20 protein-coding genes are annotated in these 21,919 nt (G+C 66.3%); 9 read left to right on the top strand and 11 right to left on the bottom strand.

Features of this window, described 5'->3' with window-relative positions:
- Positions 1-22: 22 nt before the first annotated feature.
- Genes AC1DES_RS07545 through AC1DES_RS07575 form a run of 7 tightly spaced genes read right to left on the bottom strand, consistent with a single transcriptional unit; the run spans position 23 to position 7,993 of the window.
- Entirely contained in the window at positions 23-856 is an 834-nt protein-coding gene (locus AC1DES_RS07545; protein ID WP_476895081.1) for an HpcH/HpaI aldolase/citrate lyase family protein, read from the bottom strand.
- Positions 853-1,398, bottom strand: a complete 546-nt coding sequence (locus AC1DES_RS07550; RefSeq protein ID WP_476895082.1) for a MaoC family dehydratase — start codon at positions 1,396-1,398, stop codon at positions 853-855. Before AC1DES_RS07550 ends, AC1DES_RS07545 begins: the two co-directional genes overlap by 4 nt.
- Entirely contained in the window at positions 1,395-2,162 is a 768-nt protein-coding gene (locus AC1DES_RS07555; RefSeq protein WP_476895083.1) for a CoA transferase subunit B, read from the bottom strand. The genes AC1DES_RS07550 and AC1DES_RS07555 overlap by 4 nt, the downstream gene beginning before the upstream one ends.
- 2 nt (positions 2,163-2,164) lie before the next feature.
- Positions 2,165-2,959: a CoA transferase subunit A gene (locus AC1DES_RS07560; protein ID WP_476895084.1), complete on the bottom strand. Its 795-nt coding sequence runs from the start codon at positions 2,957-2,959 to the stop codon at positions 2,165-2,167.
- Positions 2,960-2,978: 19 nt separating this feature from the next.
- Complete coding sequence (locus AC1DES_RS07565; protein WP_476895085.1) at positions 2,979-4,142, bottom strand: acyl-CoA dehydrogenase family protein; 1,164 nt, start codon at positions 4,140-4,142, stop codon at positions 2,979-2,981.
- A gap of 55 nt (positions 4,143-4,197) precedes the next feature.
- On the bottom strand, positions 4,198-6,378 hold the full coding sequence (locus tag AC1DES_RS07570; protein ID WP_476895086.1) for an acetyl/propionyl/methylcrotonyl-CoA carboxylase subunit alpha: 2,181 nt from the start codon (positions 6,376-6,378) through the stop codon (positions 4,198-4,200).
- A 7-nt stretch (positions 6,379-6,385) separates the two neighbouring features.
- Positions 6,386-7,993 carry a carboxyl transferase domain-containing protein gene (locus AC1DES_RS07575; protein WP_476895087.1) on the bottom strand — a complete coding sequence of 536 codons (1,608 nt, stop codon included), beginning with the start codon at positions 7,991-7,993 and terminating at the stop codon, positions 6,386-6,388.
- A 205-nt stretch (positions 7,994-8,198) separates the two neighbouring features.
- Between AC1DES_RS07575 and AC1DES_RS07580 the strand changes: the two genes are divergently transcribed.
- The 7 genes from AC1DES_RS07580 to AC1DES_RS07610 all read left to right on the top strand — a co-directional run bounded on the left by AC1DES_RS07580 (position 8,199) and on the right by AC1DES_RS07610 (position 15,844).
- Positions 8,199-8,855: an SACE_7040 family transcriptional regulator gene (locus AC1DES_RS07580; protein ID WP_476895088.1), complete on the top strand. Its 657-nt coding sequence runs from the start codon at positions 8,199-8,201 to the stop codon at positions 8,853-8,855.
- 1,603 nt (positions 8,856-10,458) lie between these two features.
- Positions 10,459-10,983 carry an RNA polymerase sigma factor gene (locus tag AC1DES_RS07585; protein ID WP_476895089.1) on the top strand — a complete coding sequence of 175 codons (525 nt, stop codon included), beginning with the start codon at positions 10,459-10,461 and terminating at the stop codon, positions 10,981-10,983.
- Positions 10,980-12,185, top strand: coding sequence for a LysM peptidoglycan-binding domain-containing protein (locus tag AC1DES_RS07590; RefSeq protein ID WP_476895090.1), 1,206 nt, complete (start codon positions 10,980-10,982; stop codon positions 12,183-12,185). Before AC1DES_RS07585 ends, AC1DES_RS07590 begins: the two co-directional genes overlap by 4 nt.
- 431 nt (positions 12,186-12,616) lie before the next feature.
- Positions 12,617-12,823 (top strand): DUF4177 domain-containing protein, encoded by a 207-nt coding sequence (locus tag AC1DES_RS07595; protein WP_476895091.1) that lies wholly within the window; start codon positions 12,617-12,619, stop codon positions 12,821-12,823.
- Between the two features lie 248 nt (positions 12,824-13,071).
- On the top strand, positions 13,072-13,635 hold the full coding sequence (locus AC1DES_RS07600; RefSeq protein WP_476895092.1) for a dihydrofolate reductase family protein: 564 nt from the start codon (positions 13,072-13,074) through the stop codon (positions 13,633-13,635).
- A gap of 839 nt (positions 13,636-14,474) precedes the next feature.
- On the top strand, positions 14,475-15,170 hold the full coding sequence (locus tag AC1DES_RS07605) for an alpha/beta fold hydrolase (protein ID WP_476895093.1): 696 nt from the start codon (positions 14,475-14,477) through the stop codon (positions 15,168-15,170).
- A gap of 302 nt (positions 15,171-15,472) precedes the next feature.
- Positions 15,473-15,844: a hypothetical protein gene (locus AC1DES_RS07610; protein WP_476895094.1), complete on the top strand. Its 372-nt coding sequence runs from the start codon at positions 15,473-15,475 to the stop codon at positions 15,842-15,844.
- A 57-nt stretch (positions 15,845-15,901) separates the two neighbouring features.
- Here the strand turns inward: AC1DES_RS07610 and AC1DES_RS07615 are convergent, their stop codons facing one another.
- On the bottom strand, positions 15,902-16,729 hold the full coding sequence (locus tag AC1DES_RS07615; RefSeq protein WP_476895095.1) for a class I SAM-dependent methyltransferase: 828 nt from the start codon (positions 16,727-16,729) through the stop codon (positions 15,902-15,904).
- Positions 16,730-17,095: 366 nt separating this feature from the next.
- Between AC1DES_RS07615 and AC1DES_RS07620 the strand changes: the two genes are divergently transcribed.
- Positions 17,096-17,533 (top strand): VOC family protein, encoded by a 438-nt coding sequence (locus AC1DES_RS07620; RefSeq protein ID WP_476895096.1) that lies wholly within the window; start codon positions 17,096-17,098, stop codon positions 17,531-17,533.
- 75 nt (positions 17,534-17,608) lie between these two features.
- Here the strand turns inward: AC1DES_RS07620 and AC1DES_RS07625 are convergent, their stop codons facing one another.
- The 3 genes from AC1DES_RS07625 to pdhA are packed head-to-tail and all read right to left on the bottom strand — an operon-like array spanning position 17,609 to position 21,227.
- Positions 17,609-19,042 carry a dihydrolipoamide acetyltransferase family protein gene (locus AC1DES_RS07625; RefSeq protein WP_476895097.1) on the bottom strand — a complete coding sequence of 478 codons (1,434 nt, stop codon included), beginning with the start codon at positions 19,040-19,042 and terminating at the stop codon, positions 17,609-17,611.
- Positions 19,039-20,049 (bottom strand): alpha-ketoacid dehydrogenase subunit beta, encoded by a 1,011-nt coding sequence (locus tag AC1DES_RS07630; RefSeq protein WP_476895098.1) that lies wholly within the window; start codon positions 20,047-20,049, stop codon positions 19,039-19,041. Before AC1DES_RS07630 ends, AC1DES_RS07625 begins: the two co-directional genes overlap by 4 nt.
- Complete coding sequence (gene pdhA / locus AC1DES_RS07635; RefSeq protein ID WP_476895099.1) at positions 20,049-21,227, bottom strand: pyruvate dehydrogenase (acetyl-transferring) E1 component subunit alpha; 1,179 nt, start codon at positions 21,225-21,227, stop codon at positions 20,049-20,051. Before pdhA ends, AC1DES_RS07630 begins: the two co-directional genes overlap by 1 nt.
- A 196-nt stretch (positions 21,228-21,423) precedes the next feature.
- Between pdhA and AC1DES_RS07640 the strand changes: the two genes are divergently transcribed.
- Positions 21,424-21,897 (top strand): Lrp/AsnC family transcriptional regulator, encoded by a 474-nt coding sequence (locus tag AC1DES_RS07640; RefSeq protein WP_476895100.1) that lies wholly within the window; start codon positions 21,424-21,426, stop codon positions 21,895-21,897.
- Positions 21,898-21,919 lie beyond the last annotated feature (22 nt).

Below are 21,919 nucleotides of genomic sequence, written 5' to 3' on the forward strand. Positions count from 1 at the left end.
CGGGCTGACGGCGGCGTGGCGCTTAGCGGCCCGCGCGGCGGAGGGTGGACCCGGCGTGCTTCAGGATGGGTCCGTCGATCATCCTGCCCCTGAACTGGAAGACCCCCGACCCGGCCGCGGCTGCCGCGTCGAGGAGTTCGGCGGCAGCGGCAAGCTCGGCGTCGGAGGGCGCATAGGCGTCCCGGACCACGGCCACCTGGTTCGGGTGGATGCAGGCCTTGGAGGCGAAACCGGACGCGACGGCGTCGCGGGCCTCCAGTGCCAGCCCGTCAAGGTCCGGGATGTTGACGTAGACGGAGTCGATGGCCTCCTTGCCGAAGGCGCCGGCGGCCAGCAGCACGGTGGAGCGGGCATGCAGCGCGACCGCGCGGTAGTCGCCGTTCCCGGTCCGGCTGGAGGTTCCGCCGAGGGACGCAAGCAGGTCCTCGGCGCCCCACATGAGGCCGACGACGTTCGGTTCGGCGGCGATGGCCGCGGCGTTCAGGATCCCCGCAGCCGTCTCGCAGAGGGCAATCACGGCGTAGCCCTCCAGTTCCCGGAGCTGGGCTGCGCTTTCGGCCTTTGCGAGCATGAGGTGGCGGTACGGGGTGTGCTTGAGGCAGTGGAGGTCCTTCTCGAACTCGTCCGTGCCCGCCGGGTTGACCCTGATGATCGTGCGGCTGGGATCCAGTTCCGGGACGTCCCCGGTGGCGCCGAGCTGCGCGAGGATGGCGCCGCGGGCACGCTGTTTGTCGGCCGGGGCGACGGCGTCCTCCAGGTCGATGATCACGGCGTCGGAACGCTCGGCGGCCTTCTGGTAACGCTCGGGGCGGTCGGCGGGACAAAACAGCAGGGCAGGACCCATCAGGAAACTCATGTGTCTATTCTCCCCTTTTGCGCTGTTTCTTTCTGCGCTTCAGTGTGCGCCTTGCGGGTCCACATCAGGCAGCTGCGCGTGGCGAGGGCCACGACGTCACCGTGCTGGTTCCTGCCGGTGTGCTTCATGGTCACCACGCCCTGGCCCGGGCGGGAGGCGGAGAGCCGCTTACCGGTGATGACCGTCTCGGTATACAGGGTGTCCCCGTGGTAGAGCGGGTGCGGGAAGGACACATCCGTCAGGCCGAGCTGGGCGATAATGGTGCCCTGCGTCAGCTGGGGCACGGACTGGCCCACCACGGTGGCCAGCGTGAACATCGAGTTCATGAGCCGCTGCCCGAACGGCTGGCCCGCGCTCCAGGCCGCATCGAGGTGCAGCGCCTGGGTGTTCATGGTCATGGTGGTGAAGAGGACATTGTCCGTCTCCGTCACGGTCCGGCCGGGCCGGTGGGCGTAGACGGCGTCCTCGTCGAGTTCGTCGAAGTAGAGGCCGCGCTGCTCGATGACGCGGGGTTCGGCGGCGTGCCCGGGGTTCGTTGTCATACGGTGAGTTCCTGGTCTTCTTCGAAGAGTTCCGCGCCGGTTGCCGCGGCGACGTCCTCGGCCGTCACGTTGGGGGCAAGTTCGCGCAGAACCAGCCGGGACTTACCGCCTTCGGCCACGATGTCGATCACGGCGAGGTCCGTGATGATCCGGTCCACGCAGCCTTTGCCCGTCAGCGGCAGCGTGCAGTGTTCCACGATCTTCGGCCTGCCGTTCCGGTCCACGTGCTCCATCATCACGATCACCTTCTTGGCACCGAAGACGAGGTCCATCGCACCGCCCATGCCCTTGACCATCTTGCCCGGGATCATCCAGTTGGCCAGGTCGCCGTTGGCGGCGACCTCCATGGCGCCGAGCACGGCGACATCCACGTGGCCGCCACGGATCATGCCGAAGGATGCCGCGGAGTCGAAGAACGCGGCGCCCTTGTTGACGGTGACGGTTTCCTTGCCGGCGTTGATCAGGTCCGGATCGACCTGATCCTCGCGAGGGTAGGGCCCGACGCCCAGGATGCCGTTCTCCGAATGCAGCACCACCTCGATGCCGGCCGGAATGTAGTTGGGGATCAGCGTGGGCATGCCGATCCCCAGGTTGACGTACTGGCCGTTGTGCAGTTCCCGTGCCACGCGGGCGGCCAGTTCGTTCCGCGTCCAGCCCTTCGTGTCAGGGCTGACGCCCTCGGGGTGTTCGACGGCGGACCGGCGGTATTCGTGCCGGACGGCTTCGGGACGCGGCGGCGCGCCCTGCGGGCTGTTCGTTTCCACGGCTATGCTCCTGCCTGTTCGCCGGCCGGAACTCCGGTGCCGGACGCGGACACTGTGATGGTCCGCTTTTCGATGCGTTTCTCGCCCTGCGGGGCGAGGACGACCCGCTGGACGAAGATGCCGGGGACGTGGACATGTTCCGGATCCAGTTCGCCCGGTTCCACGAGTTCCTCGATCTCTGCAATGGTGATCTTCCCGGCCATTGCGCACAGCGGGTTGAAGTTCATCGCGGTGGCGTGGAACACGAGGTTTCCGTGGCGGTCACCCTTCCAGGCGTGGACCAGCCCGAAGTCCGGTGTCAGGGACTCCTCGAGGACGTAGTCTGCACCCTTGAAGGTGCGGACTTCCTTCGGCGCGGAGGCGATCGCGATGTTGCCCGCAGCGTCGTACTTCTGCGGCAGGCCGCCGTCGGAGACCTGGGTGCCGACGCCGGCCGGCGTGAAGAACGCCGGGATGCCCGCCCCGCCGGCACGCAGCTTTTCCGCCAGCGTGCCCTGCGGGGTGAGGACCACCTCGAGTTCGCCGGCGAGGTACTGCCGGGCGAACTCCTTGTTCTCCCCCACGTAGGAGCTGATCGTGCGCCGGATCCTGCCGTCCTTCAGCAGGATCCCCAGGCCCCAGTCGTCGACGCCGCAGTTGTTGCTGACGGTTTCCAGGTCCTTGGTACCGTGCGCGTGCAGGGCATCGATCAGGGCCACGGGAATGCCGCAAAGCCCGAACCCCCCGACGGCGAGGGAGGCGCCGTCGGGAATGTCCGCCACCGCCTCGGCAGCGCTGGCAACAACCTTGTTAATCATCGTCGATCCTTCCGGCCGGCTACAGTCCCAGTTCGCGGGCGATCAGCATCAGCTGGACCTCCGTGGTGCCCTCGCCCACTTCAAGGATCTTGGAGTCGCGGTAGTGGCGCGCCACGGTGAAATCGTTGATGAAGCCATAGCCGCCGAACACCTGGGTGGCGTCCCGCGCGTTGTCCATGGCTGCCTCGCCTGCGACCATCTTAGCGATGGCCGCTTCGGTCTTGAACGGCTTGCCGGCGAGCATCCTGGCGGCCGCGTCGTAGTACGCCAGGCGGGCTGTGTGGGCGCGGGCCTGCATGCGGGCGATCTTGAACGCGATGGCCTGGTACTTGCCGATGTTCTGCCCGAACGCGCTGCGTTCCTTGGCGTATTTCACCGACTGGTCAACGCACCCCTGGGCCGCGCCGACCGCCAGGGCTGCGATCGCGATGCGGCCCTCATCAAGGATGGAGAGGAAGTTGGCGTAGCCGCGGCCCCGGGTGCCGAGCAGGTTGGCTTCGGGGACGTGGACGTTGTCCAGGGTCAGGGGGTGGGTGTCCGAGGCATTCCAGCCGACCTTATTGTAGGCCTTCTCCGCCTTGAAGCCCGGAGTGTTGGTTGGCACCAGGATGGTGGAGATTTCCTTCTTGATGCTGCCGTCCGGGCGTTCCTGCTGGCCGGTCACGGCCGTGACCGTGACAAGGCGGGTGATGTCCGTGCCGGAGTTGGTGATGAACTCCTTGTTGCCGTTGATGATCCACTCCCCGCCCTCAACCCGGGCCGTGGTCTTGGTGCCGCTGGCGTCCGAGCCCGCTTCCGGCTCCGTTAGGCCAAAGCCGGCGAGCGCCTTGCCGGAAGCCAGCAGAGGCAGCCACTCCTGCTTCTGGGCCTCGTTGCCGAAACGGTGGATCGGCATGGCGCCGAGCGAGACGCCGGCTTCGAGGGTGATGGCGACGGACTGGTCCACACGGCCCAGTTGTTCGAGCGCGAGCGCCAAGGCGAAGTAGTCTCCGCCCATGCCGCCGAACTCTTCCGGGAACGGCAGTCCGAAGAGGCCCATGTCCGCCATCTGCGAGACGACTTCGTAAGGGAAACTGTGTTCAGCATCGTGCTTGGCCGAGACCGGTGCCACCACTTGATCGGCGAATTCGCGGACGGTGTCGCTGAGCTCCTGGTATTCCTCGCTGAGTTCAAAACTTGCCATGGGGATGACTCCTTTGTCTGTGCTGCGTCTGTTGTCTGTCGCTGAAGCTGGGTTGTTAGTCCGCCGCGCCCATGGCGATGACGGCTTCCTCGATGGTGTCCTCGGCCTTGGACGGTTCCGCGGCGTGGATCGTGGCGAGTACCTGGTCCGCCTTCACGAGGTCCCCGGAGGTGATGCTGATGTGGACGGTGCCGTCCAGGGGCGCCAGAAGCTGGTGCTCCATCTTCATGGCCTCCACGGAAAGCAGCACCTGGCCGGCCTCCACGGTGTCGCCGTTGCTGACGGAGACGGACACCACGGTGCCGGGCATCGGCGAGCGCACCGCCGGATCAGCGGCGCCTTCCTCGCGTTCCATGGCGGCGAGCACCCGGGCCAGCCTCGACTCGCGGCTGAGTACCTCGAGGCGGCATGACCAGCCTTCGTTGCCCAGGAAGAGCCCGGCGGGTTCGCCCGGCGTCGGGATGTCCCGGCCCGGTGCGGCGGGATCGGCATGGACCGGGGCAAACGCGTAGCTCTTCAACTCCCCGTCCAGGGTGACCTCGGCGCGGTGATCGCGGGAGAAGTCCGCGGAGGCGCTCCGCCACGGGCCGCCGTCCATCGAAACGGCCGTGCCGCCTGCTGCCGCGCTGCGCAGCGCCACCGTGGCAACGCCGCCGTCGGACGTTCCCAGCCTGATTCGGCGCGGTGCGTGCTCGCCGGGCCGCCAGCCGTCCTTGCGTTGCCACGGCCCCGGCGCGGGACTGAGCCCGTCCTGCTCCCCTTCCCGGGCTGCCGCGAACAGTGCGGCAGCCACGAGCTCGAAGTCGGCCACCCGGCGGAAGGTAAAGTCCGGCATCTTGCGTTCGATCAGGCCAGTGTCGAGGCGTCCGGCGCGGACGTCGGCGTCGTTGATCAGGAGGCGGAGGTATTCGACGTTGGTGTCAACGCCCAGGGCGGTGTACCCGGCGAGCGCCTCATCGAGCGTGTCCAGGGCCGCGGTGCGGTCGTGGCCCCACGCGATGACCTTGGCGATCATGGGATCGTAGCTGGAGGAGATCTCAAGGCCCTCGACCAGGGCAGAGTCCACCCGGACGCGGCCGGCTGAGTCAGCGGGCACTTCGTCCAGCAACACGACCCTTCCGGTCGAGGGCAGGAAGTTCTTCTCCGGAACTTCGGCATACACCCGGGCCTCCACCGAGTGCCCGGTGAGCACGACGTCGTCCTGGGTCACGGTGAGTTCCTCGCCGGCGGCGATCCGCACCTGCCATTCGACGAGGTCGACGCCGGTGACCATCTCGGTGACGGGGTGTTCGACCTGCAGGCGGGTGTTCATTTCCATGAAGAAGAACTCGTCCGGCGCAGTGTCCGAGACCAGGAACTCCACGGTGCCGGCGCCGCTGTAGTTGACGCTGCGGGCGGCGTTGCAGGCGGCCTCGCCGATCCGCGCACGGACGCTCTCGCCGTCGGGCAGGGATTCCAGCAGCGGGGACGGCGCTTCCTCGATGACCTTCTGGTGGCGGCGCTGCAGCGAGCATTCGCGTTCGCCGAGGTGGATGACGTTGCCGTGGTTGTCGGCCAGGACCTGGACCTCGATGTGCCGCGGGGTGAGGACGAGGCGCTCGAGGAAGAGGGTGTCGTCGCCGAAGGCACTCGCGGCGACGCGGCGGGCGGTGGCCAGGGTGGCCTCCAGCTCCTCCGGGCGGTCCACGACGTGCATGCCCTTGCCGCCGCCCCCGGCCGAGGGCTTGATCAGCAGCGGGAACCCGACGCCGGCCGAGGCCTCGATGAGCTGCGCGTCCGTCATCCCGGGCTCGGCGATGCCCGGGACCACGGGGACCCCGTAGCCGGTGACGTGGTTCTTGGAGCGGATCTTGTCGCCCATGACGTTCAGGGATTCGACGCCGGGACCGATGAACTTGATCCCCGCCTTTTCGAGGGCGCGGGCGAAGTCGACGTTCTCGCTCAGGAAGCCGTAACCCGGGTGCACGGCCTCTGCGCCGGTGTCCTGGCAGGCCTGGATGATGGCGTCGATCTTGAGGTAGCTCTCGGTGGCCGCCGCGGGGCCGATCCGGACGGCGACGTCGGCCTCGCGCACGTGCCGGGCGCCGGCGTCGGCGTCGGAATAGACGGCGACCGAGCGGATGCCCAGCGCCCGCAGGGTGCGGATGACCCGGCACGCGATCTCGCCGCGGTTGGCCACCAGGACGGTGCCGAACAGGGGCGTGCTGCCCTGCGGTTTCGGGGAAGGAATGGTCATTGCTGGCTCACATCCGGAACAGGCCGAAGGAGGACTCCGGCAGCGGGGTGCGGGAGACGACGTCGAGCGCCAGCCCCAGGACGGTGCGGGTATCCGCGGGGTCGATCACACCGTCATCCCACAGGCGGGCGGTGGAGTAGTAGGGGCTGCCCTGGTCCTCGTACTGGGCCTTGATCGGGGCCTTGAACGCTTCCTCGTCCGCGGCGGACCACTCCTCGCCGCGGGCCTCGTACTGGTCCCGCTTCACGGTGGCCAGCACGCTGGAGGCCTGGTTGCCGCCCATGACCGAGATCCGGGAGGCCGGCCACATCCACAGGAAGCGCGGCGAGTATGCCCGTCCGCACATCGAGTAGTTGCCGGCGCCGAAAGACCCGCCGATCACGACCGTGAGCTTGGGGACCCGGGCGGTGGCGACGGCGGTGACCATCTTGGCGCCGTTCTTGGCGATGCCGCCCTGTTCGTAGTCCTTGCCGACCATGAAGCCGGAGAGGTTCTGCAGGAAGATCAGCGGGATACCGCGCTGGTCGCAGAGTTCGATGAAGTGCGCGCCCTTGAGCGAGGACTCGCTGAAGAGCACGCCGTTGTTCGCCACGATGCCTACCGGGTGGCCGTGCAGCTTCGCGAAGCCGGTGACCAGGGTGGCGCCGTAATTTTTTTTGAACTCGTGGTAGCGGCTGCCGTCCACCAGCCGGGCGATCACCTCGCGGACGTCGTACTGGGCGTTGACGTCGGTGGGGACGGCACCGTAGAGCTCCCCCGGATCCGCGAGGGGTTCGACGGCGGTGTCCACGTCCCAGACGGGGGCGGCAGGCCGCGGCAGTGTGGCAACGATGTCGCGGACGATCTGGAGGGCATGCTCATCGTTCTCGGCCAGGTGGTCCGTGACGCCGGAGATCTTCGAGTGCACGTCGCCGCCGCCGAGCTCCTCGGCCGTGACGATCTCGCCGATGGCGGCCTTCACCAGCGGCGGGCCGCCCAGGAAGATGGTGCCCTGGTTGCGGACAATCACGGTCTCATCGCTCATCGCGGGGACGTAGGCGCCGCCGGCGGTGCAGGAGCCCATGACGGACGCGATCTGCGGGATGCGGGCCGCGGACATCCTGGCCTGGTTGAAGAAGATCCGGCCGAAGTGTTCCTTGTCCGGGAAGACCTCGTCCTGCTTGGGCAGGAAGGCCCCTCCCGAGTCCACGAGGTAGATGCAGGGCAGCCGGTTCTCCAGCGCGATTTCCTGCGCCCTGAGGTGCTTCTTCACCGTCATCGGATAGTAGGTGCCGCCCTTGACGGTGGCGTCGTTGGAGATCACGAGGACCTGGCGGCCGTGCACGAGGCCGATGCCGGCAATGACCCCTGCGCCCGGTGAGTCATCGTTGTACATGCCGTTGGCGGCCAGCGGGGCAATTTCGAGGAAGGGGCTGCCGTCGTCCAGCAACTGGTTGATGCGCTCGCGCGGGAGGAGCTTGCCGCGGGCCACGTGGCGTTCCCGCGATTTTTCCGGCCCGCCCAGGGCGGCGGCGGCGAGCCGTTCCTTCAGCTCGCGGGCCAGCCCCAGCTGGGCCTCGCGGTTCGCGGCGAAGGCGGCGCTTGTGGCATCCACCCGGCTGGCGATTGTCTCCATTGACTGCTTCCGTTCCCTGACCTTGGTGCCGGAGCCCGCCCGGCGGGCCGCCCAGCCATTTCGGTTAGTACCGCATAACTGAGATTTAGGTTAGTCTCTATTAACTGTGATGTCCAACACAGGCGCGTCCTCCGCGGGCGCGGCGGCGGAACCGGAAGTGGCGGAATCCGCGGCGTGCAGGAAGCGTCCACGAGGAGATGTGCCGGTGACCGAACCCAGCCCGACCACCCAGTCCGATCCCCAATCGGGCACCCAGGCGGGCACCCAGCGGAGCCAGGCCAAGGAGAACCGGCGGCAGGCCCTTCTGTCCGCCGCCGCCGCCCTCTTCGCCATCGAGGGCTTCAACCGCGTCTCCCTTGAGGACCTCGGTGCCGCCGCGGGCGTGAGCGGCCCGGCGGTCTACCGGCATTTTGCCGGCAAGCAGGCCGTCCTCGGCGCCTTGCTGCTGAGCGCCAGCCAGGACCTGCTCGACGGCGGCCGCAGGGTCGTGGCGGAGTCCGACGGCGCCGCCGTCGCCTTGTCGCACCTGGTGGCGTTCCACGTGGACTTCGCCCTGAGGAACCCCGACGTCATCCGCGTCCAGGACCAGGATTTCAGCAACCTGGCCGGCGAGGACCAGTCCGAGGTCCGCACCCTCCAGCGCAGCTATGTGGAGCTCTGGGTCGACGTCCTGGCCGGGCTGCACGAAGGGACCGAGGCAGCCGAACTGCGGATGCGGGCACACGCTACCTTCGGCCTGATCAACTCCACACCGCACTCGGTGCGCGCCCACGGCCGCAGGCTGGCGATCAAACGTGCCCGCCCGCTGCTGGAGAGCATGGCGCTGGCTGCCCTAATGGCCCCGGCCGCGCCTTCCGCCTGACAGCATCCGTCCTGGCCGTCGGCTGCCCGGTGCCCGGTGCCCGGTGCCCGGTGCCCGGTGCCCGGTGCCCGGGATCATTCTGGGCTCACTCCGGGGGCACTTTGGCGCGGCCACGCCCTCACCTGGGCCGCCGCCGTCGAAAATTATCCTCAAAGTGCCCCGCCACGGGGGCACCCCCACGAGGCGACCACGTAAAACAGCCCGGCCAGGAACGAAGCCACCTCCGGCAGCCGACATCTGTCACCTCCTGGGTACCGGGCGTCTTCCGGCCGGGGCCCGCCGCCCTTACCGCCGCGGCGCACAGCGGGGGCACTTTGGCCCGGACACACCGCAGATCCGGGTGGCCAAGGCCCAATCCCCCTTCAGAGTGACCCCCGACCCCCCGCAATCGCCCCGCGGGATGGCTGCACCCCACCTGTCGAAGAGGAGTCCGGTCATGGACGTGAATCCAGCGAAAGCGACTGCTTCGGCCTCAGCCTCCACTTCCCCGCCACCCGCGGGTGCAGCAGGATCCCTGAACGGTAAGACGGAGCTGAATAAGTATGTCCTGGTCATGCAGTACACCTGTGTTGACGGCGATACCTGGGAAACGGTCGCGCGAATTCGGAATGAAAGCTGAGATCCTCCGAGCTTTCAACAGATCGACGACACTCAAAGCCGGTGCGGTCATTGATTTGCGTGGGAGAGACGTTCCCCAAAAGGGAGCCGGCGGGCGATTTGAGCCCAACCCGGATGGAACCGGGACCTACATCATCGAGGCCGAGGACACGGTCGCAGGACTTAGTAGCCGGTTCGGGCTTCCCGGATACGCAATCCGGGGTGCCAATCTATCAATCCGCGGCCAGGGAGCAGAGCTATTAGTCGCCCCTGGACAGAAAATCACCATCCCGAGCACGCTGTGAGGCGCTTGCCGGCAAGTTGCAAACTGACCTTCTCTACTCTGGAAAGGTGCCGGGGCCTAGCGGAGAAGCCCGAAATTCCGGGCGGCAGATAGCCGAGAACTTCAGACTTAGCCAGGCGGCTGCGCGGCGGAGATGGCAGCCGGCGGCCAGGCTTGCCCCGGCGCCCCTGGCGTCAGGCTCGGTCAGCCCGGCGCCCTGACGCCCGGTCGGTTTGAGGAGGTGGCTGCGTGACATGTGCCGGTAGACATGGGGCTCCTGTTTGCGGATCCCCTCCTGGGACGACCAGGAGGAATCGTTGACCCGTACCCGGCGGTCGGGTGGCTAAAAGGGATGCACACGCTCGGAGAGGCTCCTCTGTGCCCGCTCTTCAACAACCCACTGAACAGCTCCAGGAGCGGGTGGGCTTGAGAAGGAGGAATTGCATATTGGGGATGAATGAGACGTGCAAGTTGGCTGGTGGCGATACTTCCGTCCGGCGCAGTTCTGCTCACGGGCTGCCGCGATCCGAAGGCCAGCGTGCATAACCAGATCCGGCATGACGCCGAAGAGCTGGCACTGGCCGCCGCAGATCTCGCACATCGGGACGGCCTGCTCGTCCGCCGGACCCGGAACGTTTCCGATCCGCCAAATCAGTTTTCGCCGTTCCCAGAGTTTTTTAGGATTCTCGTTACAGTTTGTTGGCTGCCGGACATTAACAGGGCATGAGCTTGCAAACGATGGGGGAACGGGTGGATCTGGAGAGGGAGAAACGGTTCCTGGCCGCTCACACGGCGGCCCACGACCGTATCTACCGCTATTTTCGGCGCAGGACGGACGGCGCCGCCACCGCGGAGGACCTGTGCGCTGAGGTTTTCAGGATTGTCTGGGAGAAGTCCGGACACGCCGATGACCTCTCGGTCATCGTCCTTTTCGGCGTGGCCAGGAACGTGCTCCGAAATCATGACAGGTCTTTATCCCGGTCGGCCGGACTCATCGGAGCTTTGCGCTTCGAGCGCGTCCATGGACCATCCGCCGGGGGATCCGCCGTCCGTGATGGCATCGACCGCCTGTCCCCGAAGGAGCGGGAGGTGTTACTGCTGACGTACCGGGACGGACTCACCGCCGTCGAAGTGTCCCATCTGCTCAACACATCGGCGGCTGCCGTGCGAATGCGCCTGCACCGGGCGCGCAAGGAACTAGGCCGAATACTTCAGCAGCAGACGGTGTCAGAAGGAGCAACAGAATGAGCCAGGACCACTCCGCGGCGGACCTCCTTTCAGCCGCCGATCCTGCGCGCACGATCACCGAGGAGGAACTGATCCGCAGCCGCCGGCGGTCTTTGTCGTTCGTCAATTCTGAGGTCACCCACCCCGCCGTTGGCGGATCCGTCCACGACTTCCACCGCGCGCCGGCCAAACGCCATTGGGGGCGTTTCACTGCTGCCGGGCTTGCGGCAGCGGCGGTCGCGGCGGTCGCGGCCGGCATACTCGTCGCCACGGGTTTCGTCACGGGTCCGGAGAACACGGCTGCGGCGCCGACCGTCGGTGAGGCCACTGTGAGGGCGACACAGGCTGGCCCGGGGAAGTCTTCCCTGGCTGGCCCCACTGTTACCGACTCGTTTGGGAACGTGGATTACTACACCACCGTCTCCGGTGACACGTCTGCGGGAGTGGCTGCATCCTTCGGCGTCTCCGAGGCAAAGCTCGCCGAGTTCAATGGCCTCGACCAAGGCGCACGACTGGTGGCGGGCACGAAGCTGCGACTGATCCCCGCCCCGGGTCCGATCACCGGGGCGAAGGGTGCGGCCGTCGTCGACGCCAGCGGCATCCCCATCAGCTACGTGATTGAACCCAATGACACCCTCGACGGGATCACATACCGGTTCGGGCTCACCGGCGAGCAGTTGGCTGAAGCGAACAAGGTCCCGTACGTGTACGAGAAGGGCAACACCTACTTTGTCCGTGCCGGGAACCACATCCAGCTGCAGAAGAACCCGGTCGACAGCCGGGCCGGCGCGGGAGCAACCGTGAACAATTCATTCGGTCAAGCCATCTTCTACACCACCGTCGACGGCGACTCCTTCGACAGCCTCGGCTACAAATTCCGGTCCACCACGGACCAGCTGCTGCAGTACAACCCCTCCCTCACCACGGACCAGCCCATCCCCGCGGGGACCAGGGTCAGGCTCATGCCCGGGGAGCTCACGATTGACGGTGCCCGGGGCACCTTCACCGCCGACGCCGACGGGATCCCCCTGACCTACACCACGGCCCCCGGGGACACCGAGCGCCAGATATCGTTCCGCTTCAGCGTGACAGACCTGGGATGGGCGAACCGCCCGCTCACCGGCACCGACCGCGTCTGGTACTTATTCACCGACCTACCCGCCGGGGAACTTGCCCCGGGCCAGACCATCAGCGTCGCCCTGAACCAACCCCTCCACAAGTAGAGCAGCATCATCAGGGAAGTCGTCTCAGCAGCCCGCGAAACCCTGCTCACCGGCACCTGACCGCGCCACATAACGCCGCCAAATACACGCCAGCGGGTCGTACGGCAATTGGCCGGCTGCGGAAACGCGGCGGTGTTGATTCGGAAATTGTGAGGACCGGCTTACGGGCCCCGGGACGAAGGACAGCTCATCGTGCTTCGCGATGCCAAAGTGCTGTCCGGATTACTGAGGGTCGCAGAGGTACATGTTGGTGTGCGCGCCGATCTACTCGACACCGAATCGTGACGCCGTCTTGTTCAGTGTCGCTGGAGTGACGTCGACACCGTGCACTGCCGATACCCTTGAGGCGCCGTCGCTAACGCCCCGGAGGAGCGCCCCGCCGCGTCGAGTAGCGTGGCCCCAATTGACCAGCAACGAAAGGAAGTCGTGTCATGCAGTATGTCGTCGTGCAGGTGATCCTCAAGGAGAAACTGTGGGGAACCGGTTCGGGCAACCTGACCTCCCTGGAGAAGGCCCTCAACGATCAGGCCGCGAAAGGCTATCGACTCCACACCATAACCACCGCCAGCAGCGGGAGCAAGGGAATCGGCGGCGGTGACCGCATCCAGGCAACGATGGTGTTCGAGAGCCTGAGATAATCGCACTTCGCAAAACGAGCGGTGGCGTCCGGATGCCCCGACGCCCTCCGACGAGACAGTTCGCTGCCCTAGGTGCCCGGTAAACGATCCTTAACCGGGCAGCTCAGTTGAAAGACGGACCGAAGGCTATGGCATCCAGATCATGGGCAGTTACGGTGGCTCCGTGAGAGACAGTATGCTGCCGATCATATGCGGGACGACAAAGTTCAATGACGCCCTCGACCACTACGAGACGGAAGGCTAGCGCCATGCGGAAACTGATCTACGGCATGAATCTAACCCTGGACGGCTACATCGCCGCGGCCGGCGACGACATCGGCTGGAGCGGGCCGAGCGACGAACTGTTCCAGTGGTGGCTCGACCAGGAGCGGGCCAGCAGCCTGTCGCTGTACGGGCGCAAGTTGTGGGAGACCATGAGCTCCTACTGGCCGACCGGCGACCAGCAGCCCAACGCCACCCCGGGGGAGATCGAGTTCGCGCGGAACTGGCGGGACATGCCGAAGGTGGTGTTCTCCTCGACGATCGACAAGGTCGACTGGAACACCCGTCTGGTCACCGGCGACGCGATCGCCGAGATCACCCGGCTCAAGGCCGGGGACGGCGGCCCGATGAGCGTCGGCGGCGCAACGCTCGCCAGCGCGGCCATGCGGGCCGGACTGATTGACGAATACGCGCTAGCCACCTATCCGGTCCTGGTGGGCGGCGGCACCCCGTTCTTCACCTTGCTGGACAGCTGGGTGAACCTGAACCTGGTGGAGACGCGGACGTTTCCCGGCGGCGTGGTCCTGACCAGGTACGAGACGAGGCGCTGAGCGCGATTCCTCCGCGCGGTCGGGGAAGTACTCCACGACCGCGCGGCCCCACGTCGATGGGCAGCAGGTAGTCCGGAATGTGCCTGCTGCGCCCCCGGCGACCTCAGCCTTAAACGGAAACGGTTGCGCCCCAATATGGCCCACCGGCACATCGAAGTCCGCGAACAGCAAACGCGCCACCTTCAATTGGGACTCGCAGATCACCAGATCCCGCCCGGTAGTGGCGCCGATGATGGTGCTTGAACGACCGCCTTGTGCGTCCCACGCGAGAACACCGGCCTATCCGCCCACGAGCTCCGCCTGCGACTCACCTACCGCGCTACAGCTTTCGTGGCCGGTGTAATGCCGGTGTAATGCCGGTGTAATGCAGTCAGTTGTGAGGCCTTTGGTGTGGACGATCATCGTGTTCGCCCTCGCCCCGGTCATGTTTGGGCTCAGCGTTATGGCGGTAGTTCCCTGGACGCCCATCGATGACACTTTCGTCAATCGAGCGGATGCGGCAGGGGACATGAGCTTGCGGCTTCCGCATCAGACTGGACTGTGGCTCGTCCTCCACGCGCTGGCCTTCGCGGCCTTCCTCATAGCCGTGTTTGCGTTCGTCGCAATGTGGAAATCGAGGCCGGCGCACGCAAACCTCGGGTGCGGCCGCCGGCCGTCCGACCAATTACGCCCACCTACTCAGCAACACGAGCCAGCCCCGTAGCCGAATCCTCGGCGGCACGGTCCGCCAGGCTCCGGTCTATGCCTTCCTTCTGGACCATTCTGAAGTTTCATGACCCCGTGAACCAGAACGCCTGCTTCGTTAGGCCAATGCCGGTGGGTGCAGCAAGACTGTGAATGTGAAGATTGTTCTGATACCGCCTCTGCTCTGCACTCCGCTCGCATACGCCCCGGTGCTCGATACCGTCTGGACGCGCGGGCAGGTCACTTTGGCCGACACCCGCCACGACGACACCATCGCGGCCATGGCCGCACGGATCCTCCGCGAGAACGTCGGCGACATTTCTGTTCTCGGAACAAGCATGGGAGGGTACGTCGCCCTCGAAGTCATCCGACAATCGCCCGATCGTGTCACAGCTCTCGCGCTCGTCAGCACGTCCGCCCGGGCCGACTCCACGGAGCAGATCCAGGCGCGGGCGCGCCAGTCCGCGCTCGTTGAAGACGGGCATTTCGACGCTCTTGTCGACGCCGCCTTCCCTGGCGTCGTCGCAGCAGGCAACGAATCCGACGAGGCACTCCTCGCCACCTGGCGCTCCATGACAACCCCCGTCGGCGCAGAAGCCTTTCTCCGACAGCAGCAGGCAGTCGTGCAGCGCGCCGATCTCCGCGCGATTCTGCCGTCCATCGCCTGCCCGACAGCGATCATCCACGGAGCCCAGGACCGTCTCATCCCTCTCAACGCTGCCGAAGAGATAGCAGAAGCACTGCCCGCGGCCCGGTTCACCGTCGTCGAAGGTGCCGGTCACTTCCTGTTCCACGAGCAGCCCGCCGCCGCACGGGACGCCGTAAGCGCCTGGCTTGAGTCCGCCTCATAGCCCACAGCCCGCACGTTGGTAACGCCACGAGCACACGCGCCGATCCATTAGCGCCGCACGGTGAGGCCCCTTGGTTGGGACGAGTCTTTCCGGTCCCGGTAGGACGGGGCGGATTCAGGCGGTCGTCGCGGGCTGTGCCCGTATCGCATGCCCAAGGATCGCGCTAAGCCAACGAACGCATGTCCCCTGGCCATCCTCAAACGGACGCACGTTTGCGATGCATTCCGCCCTCGCTCGCCGGGTTATGCAATCGAGATGCCCAGGTTCTTGACCGCGCGCCTGTCGTCAGAGAGCCTTGGCGCATGGCAACTCGATATGTTCGAGCCATCGCCGCTGCGGCGGCCGCGATGGCGGTGATGAGCGGATGTGCGGCGCCGGGAGGGCCGACAGTCGATGCCTCGACAAGTCCGGCAACCACCCCCGTCTCAAGTGTCCCTTTCGCCCTCTTCACTCATTGCGGCATCTATGAGGCACGGGTGCAGGACACCTTCTTCCTCGCCGACCAACCGCTGAACGACGGCCACGGAAATCCCCCTGCGGGCTGGGGCAACCCCTACCAATCGGGCACCATCACCGTGGCAGGCTCGCAGGCCGTCTTCCACGACGACAGCGGCCACACTGTGACTTTCCACGAACGCCCCGGTGCCACAAGCTTCCTTCAAACTTGCTCCTGAGGCGTAACTCGAGCGAAATTCTGCGGGCAGCGGATCTCGTGTGCCCGGCTCGCGTCCTCAGAGCGTGGCCGTCACCAGGTAGGTGCGGAGATTGGATTGCTGCCCGGCGTCCCTCGTACCGGCGGCCTGGGTTAGTCGACCGAAGTTTGCTGAGGGCTGTCCGGGCTGGACCACCGCCGACTCGCTCCAGCCGCCGCCGCGAAAAAGTGTCTGGGGGGAATCTGTACAGAAGGGCAGCGGCCGGCCGGCACCCGTGCGCGCGGCCACCAGCGGTGCCATGCCTTCCAACGCCAACAGACCGGTGCCAAAGATATCCGCCAGGAAGGTGGACCCTCCGGCAGACAAAGCTGCGGCGTCGCAGATCAGGGACTCGGCATCGGCATCGGCCAGGTAAAAGAAGAGTCCCTCGGCAACCCAGATCGTTGGTGTGCGTCGGTCAAAGCCTGCATCGAGAAGGGCCGAGGTCCAAGGGCCGGATAGGTCGGCGTGGACGCACCTTCGTTCACAACGGGCCGGTGCGGCGCGCAGGATGGCTTCCTTCTCCGTGAACGCCTCAGCGTGGTCGATCTCGAACACGCTGCAGGAGGCCGGGAGCGGCAGGCGGAAGGCCCGGGTATCCAAACCGGCGCCAAGCAGGACGATCTGCGAGTCCTTCCGGGCGGCGCTGAGGATGCGATCGTCAAAATATCGTGTGCGGACCGGCAGAAACGGATTGTAGTCCGCGGCTTCCAAGGTGGCTTTCCCGCTTTCTCCCGCCAGAAGCCCGGCCCACGGATCGTTGAAAAGCCGGTCCGGACGGGCAGTCTCAAGCGCCCTCGCGGCGGCAATCCAACGGCCCGTGCCTACAACTGCTGCCTGCGCCCGCGGGTCATGATGTGGGGTCATTCCTACACCCTACTGAAGGGCGGTTTGTAGAAATCGGAGGCTCCTTATGGTGGTATTCATTCCGTCTTCTGAAGCGACCCCAAAATTGACGGAGTGCGTGCTGTGCTCCGAGCTTCGGCCTGGGGTCTGCGCCGGATATCTCTTTGAGGGCGGTCGCGAGCATCCAACCGAGGCCCAATGTCCTGACGGCGGTGCCTTCGAGGGCTTCACGGCTCCCGGCCGCGGTCCTGGACATGCATTGTCTTAGCGCCCGGTAAAGGATCGGCTTGCGGGCAGTGGCCTCGCTTCAACGGCTCCCCAAGGTTGTTCAGTGGAGTCCGCGGCTCGCCACTGGAGCTAGTCGGTCCGCCTTGGTAGCTTCAACGCATGGCCATCAAACTTGAGAACGTCGGTATCGCCGTTCGCGACCTCGATGCAACAATCACTTTCTTCACCGACCTCGGGCTCACCCTCGTCGGCCGTGATACGGTCAGCGGCGAGTGGACCGACACTGCCGTCGGGCTTGATGGCAACCACGCCAACATTGCGATGCTCCAGACCCCAGACGGTCAAGGACGACTTGAGCTCTTCGAATACATCCACCCGGAAGCGATCGAGACGAACCCAACTCGTCCCAACGAGATCGGCATGCACCGGGTGGCCTTCTCGGTCGACGACATAGACAAAGCCCTGGAGATAGCTGCGAAGCACGGATGCCGTCCGCTACGCGGCGTGGCGACCTACGGCGACGTCTACAAACTCACGTACGTCCGCGGTCCCAGCGGAATCATCGTGATGCTCGCGGAGAAACTGAATAAAGACTGACACCCGGATCGGCCCACAAAGCTGCCGGCCGTCCCAAAAAGGGACAGCCGGCAGCTTTGGTGAATTGCGGGTCGACTAGACCATCGCCAACGCCATGCCCGGGTCGGCCAGGATGGCGCCGAGGTCCTGCAGGAAGCGCGAGCCCTGCTCGCCGTCGACGAGCCGGTGGTCAAAGGACAGGCTCAGCGTCATGACCTGGCGCAGCGCAACCTCGTCCTGGTACTCCCACGGCATCTTCCGGACCGCGCCCAGGGCAAGGATGGCAGCCTCGCCCGGGTTCAGGATCGGCGTGCCGGCGTCGATGCCGAAGACACCAATGTTGGTGATGGAGATGGTGCCGCCGGACAGATCTGCGGGGCTGGTCTTGCCGGCCCGGGCCGTATCCGTGAGCGCGCTTAGGGCGGTGGACAGTTCGAGGAGGGACATCCGGTCCGCGTCCTTGATGTTCGGAACGGTCAGTCCGCGGGGTGTGGCGGCGGCGATGCCCAGGTTCACGTAGTTGAACTGGACAATCTCCTGACTTGCCTCGTCCCACCGGGTATTGAGGGTGGGGTGGTTCCGCAGCGAGATCAGCACGGCCTTGGACACGAGCGTCAGCGGCGTGAGCTTGTAACCGGCAAACGCGCGGCTGGCCTTGAGCCGGGCCAGCAGCTCCATGGTCGGCGTGACGTCAATGGTCAGAAATTCCGTGACGTGCGGGGCCGTGAAGGCACTGGACACCATCGCGGCGGCCGTGAACTTGCGGACGCCCTTGATCGGCGTGCGCGTCTCGCGGGCACCCGGCGCGGGGGCCAGGCTCTGGGGAGGCACGCCGGCGAGTTCCTGGGCAGCCGCAGGCAGGTCCCCGCCGCCGACGAAGTTCCGGACATCGTCACGGGTGATGAGCCCGCGCTCCCCCGTGCCGGTGACAGCCTCGAGGTCGACGCCGAGATCCTTGGCCAGCTTGCGGACCGGCGGCGTGGACCGCGGACGTTCGACGGCGTGGCTCCCTGCGGGAGCAAGCACCGGCGCAGGCGCAAGCACCGGCGCAGGTTCAACCGCCGGGGCAGGTTCAACCGCCGGGGCGGCCGCCGGCGTCGCCCGGACGGGCTCGACCACCGGGGCAGCCTCACCCGCGGAGGCCACCGGCGAGGCGAAGGTGCGGGTGCGCCTGGCGGGGCGTCCGGAGTTTTCGAGGACTGCGCCGTAGCCGACGAGGTTCGGCTCCCGCTTGGCGGTGCCAGAGTCCCCCGCACCGTCGGCGGCAGCGCCGTCGTCCCCCTCAACTTCGAACGAAACGATCGGCTTCCCCACTTCGACAACCGTGCCCGGCTGCTCGTGCAGGGCCGTGACGACGCCCGCGAACGGCGAAGGAAGCTCGACGACGGCCTTCGCCGTCTCCACCTCCGCGATGATCTGGTTGAGCGCGACGGTATCCCCTACCGCGACCTTCCAGGCGACGATTTCCGATTCAGTGAGACCCTCACCAAGATCCGGGAGCCTGAACTCTTTGATCATGGTGGCGGTCATCCTTCCAGTCCGCTCAGGGAGTTGGGGCGGCCCAGGGCGCGGTCGACGCCGTCCAGGATCCTGTCCAGGCCCGGCAGATGGTGCATTTCAAGTTTTGAGTACGGGTACGGGACGTCGAAGCCGGTGACCCGGACGGGGGCGGCCTCAAGGTGGTAGAAGCAGCGCTCGGTGATGCTGGCTGCGACCTCGGCGCCGATGCCGCCGGACTGGCTGGCCTCGTGCGTGATGACGAGCCGGCCGGTCTTGCGGACTGAGGCTTCCAGGGTCGCGAAGTCCACCGGAGCCAGCGAGCGGAGGTCGATGACCTCGATCGAGACGCCTTCGTCGGCTGCGGCGAGGGCCGCGTCCCGGGCTGTCTTGACGAGCGGTCCGTAGGCCACAAGGGTCACGTCCGTGCCCTCGGTGACCACGCGGGCCTTTTCCATCGACAGGGCGGCTCCGAGGTCAAGCGTCTCATCCACGTCGCCCTTGTCGTGGTAGCGGCGCTTCGGCTCGAAGTAGAGCACCGGATCATCCGAGGCGATGGCCTGCTGGATCATCGTGTAAGCATCCTGCGGGTTGGAGACGCTAATGACGCGCAGCCCGGAGGTGTGGGTGAAGTACGCCTCGGGAGATTCCGAGTGGTGCTCCGGGGAACCGATGCCGCCGCCGAAGGGCACGCGGATGGTGATGGGCATCTTGACGGCGCCCTGGGTCCGGTAGTGCATTTTGGCTACCTGGCTGACGATCTGGTCGAACGCCGGGTAGATGAAGCCGTCGAATTGGATCTCCACAACGGGGCGGTAGCCGCGGTAGGCCAGGCCGACGGCCGTGCCCATGATCCCGGACTCGGCGAGCGGGGTGTCCACGACGCGGTGCTTGCCGAAGTCCTTCTGCAGGCCGTCCGTGACGCGGAAGACGCCGCCGAGGGTTCCGATGTCCTCGCCCATGAGGATCACCTTGGGATCGTTTTCGAGGGACTTGCGCAGGCCCGAATTGATGGCTCGGGCAAAGGTCATCTGCGTCATCAGCGTGCACCTTCTTTAGAAGCGGCTTCTGCGGGATCGCCGAAGGAAGCCAGATAGCGGGAATAGTGGTTCTGCTGGCGGTCAAGCCCGGAATGCGGCGTGCTGTAGACGTTCTTGAAGATATCCATCGGCTGCGGCTCGGGCATGTTGATGGTGCCGGCCCGCATCCTCTTGGCGACCGAGTCGGCCTTGGCGGTGACCGCGGCTTCGACTTCCTCGCTGAGCAGTCCCTTGCGCTCCAGCAGGGACTTCAGCCGCTTGATCGGGTCCTTGGCGGCCCAGTCCTCGAGCTCGTTGGCGTCCCGGTAGCGGGTGGGATCATCCGCCGTCGTGTGCGGGCCCATACGGTAGGTGACGGCCTCGATGAAGGTGGGGCCGCCTCCCCGGCGGGCCCGGTCGGTGGCGATGCGGGTAGCGGCCATGACGGCCAGGACGTCGTTGCCGTCAACGCGCATGCTGGGGATGCCGAAGCCGGCGGCGCGGTCCGCGATCTGGATGTGGGACTGTAGCATGACCGGCTCGGAGATGGCCCAGTGGTTGTTCTGGCAGAAGAACACCACGGGGGACTGGAAGCTCGCGGCGAAGACCAGGGCTTCGTTGACGTCGCCTTCGCTTGTGGCCCCGTCGCCGAAGTAGGCAACGGCGACCGAATCGGCGCCGTCGTTCTGGATGCCCATGGCGTAGCCGGTGGCGTGGAGTGTCTGGGCGCCGATGATGATCTGCTGCGTGGCGACGTTGACGCTGTAGGGGTCCCAGCCGGCCAGGGCGTTGCCCCGCCAGGCCTTGACGATGTCCTCGGGGTTCACTCCGCGGACGTAGGCGACGCCGTTGTCGCGGTAGCTGGGAAAAACGAAATCGTCGTCGCGGAGGGCCCGCGCCGATCCGATCTGGGATGCTTCCTGGCCCAGCAGCGGCGGCCAGAGGGCGAGCTCGCCCTGGCGCTGCAGGGCGGTGGCCTCAGAGTCGATCCGGCGGATCGCAACCATGTCCTCGTAGAGGGAGATGAGCTGGTCATCGCTGACGTCCTGGACCCACTGGTCGAACTCGGGATGGCTAACGCGTTCACCCGCCGGGGTGATGAGCTGGAGGAGGTCCCCGCCCGTGCGCCTGTTTGATTCTGCACTGTTGCCCGGGCCGCCGGCGGCAATGCCGCCCTTGCCCGCGTCGTCGGTAAACACAGTTGTCCGCAACCTTCTGACGTCGTCTGACCGGCGCTCACAGGACTCGTGATCCCGCGGCGCACCAGCCGCCCGGGCGCCGTTGCCCCGGATATTTGTGACCCTACTCACAATGCTCATCGGGTACAACCACCCGTGAAAAAGTTGAGCATTATGCACTGTCGTGGGCGGCGGGACCGTGCTAATCTTGCGCATTATGCAACCCTTGGATGGCACGGACACCCGGCTGCTTTCGGCCATGGCCCACGATCCCCGGCGCACCGTTGTAGCGCTGGCCCAGAAGCTCGGATTGTCGCGGAACACCGTGCAGGCCAGGATGGCCCAGCTGGAGAAGAAGCACGTTTTCATGTCCTTTGAGCGGCGCATCAATCCGGCGTCGCTGGGCTACCCGCTGATGGCCTTCATCTCCGTGCATGTCCAGCAGCAAAAGCTCGGCCAGCTGGCGGTGGAACTGGCCGGCATCCCCGAAATCCTGGAGGGCTACGGCCTGACCGGCTCGGCCGACCTCCTCCTGCGCGTCGTAGCGCTCGACGCCGAGGACCTGTTCCGGATTAACGGCAAGATCCTGGCGTGCGACGGCGTCGACCGGACGGATACTGCCCTGGCCATGGGCGAGCTGATCCCCTTCCGGATCCAGCCATTGCTGGAACGGGGCTCTGTCGAGGGTTAAGGACAGGAGCTCCCGCGCAGCG

Source organism: Arthrobacter sp. 05T442, from assembly GCF_056395945.1.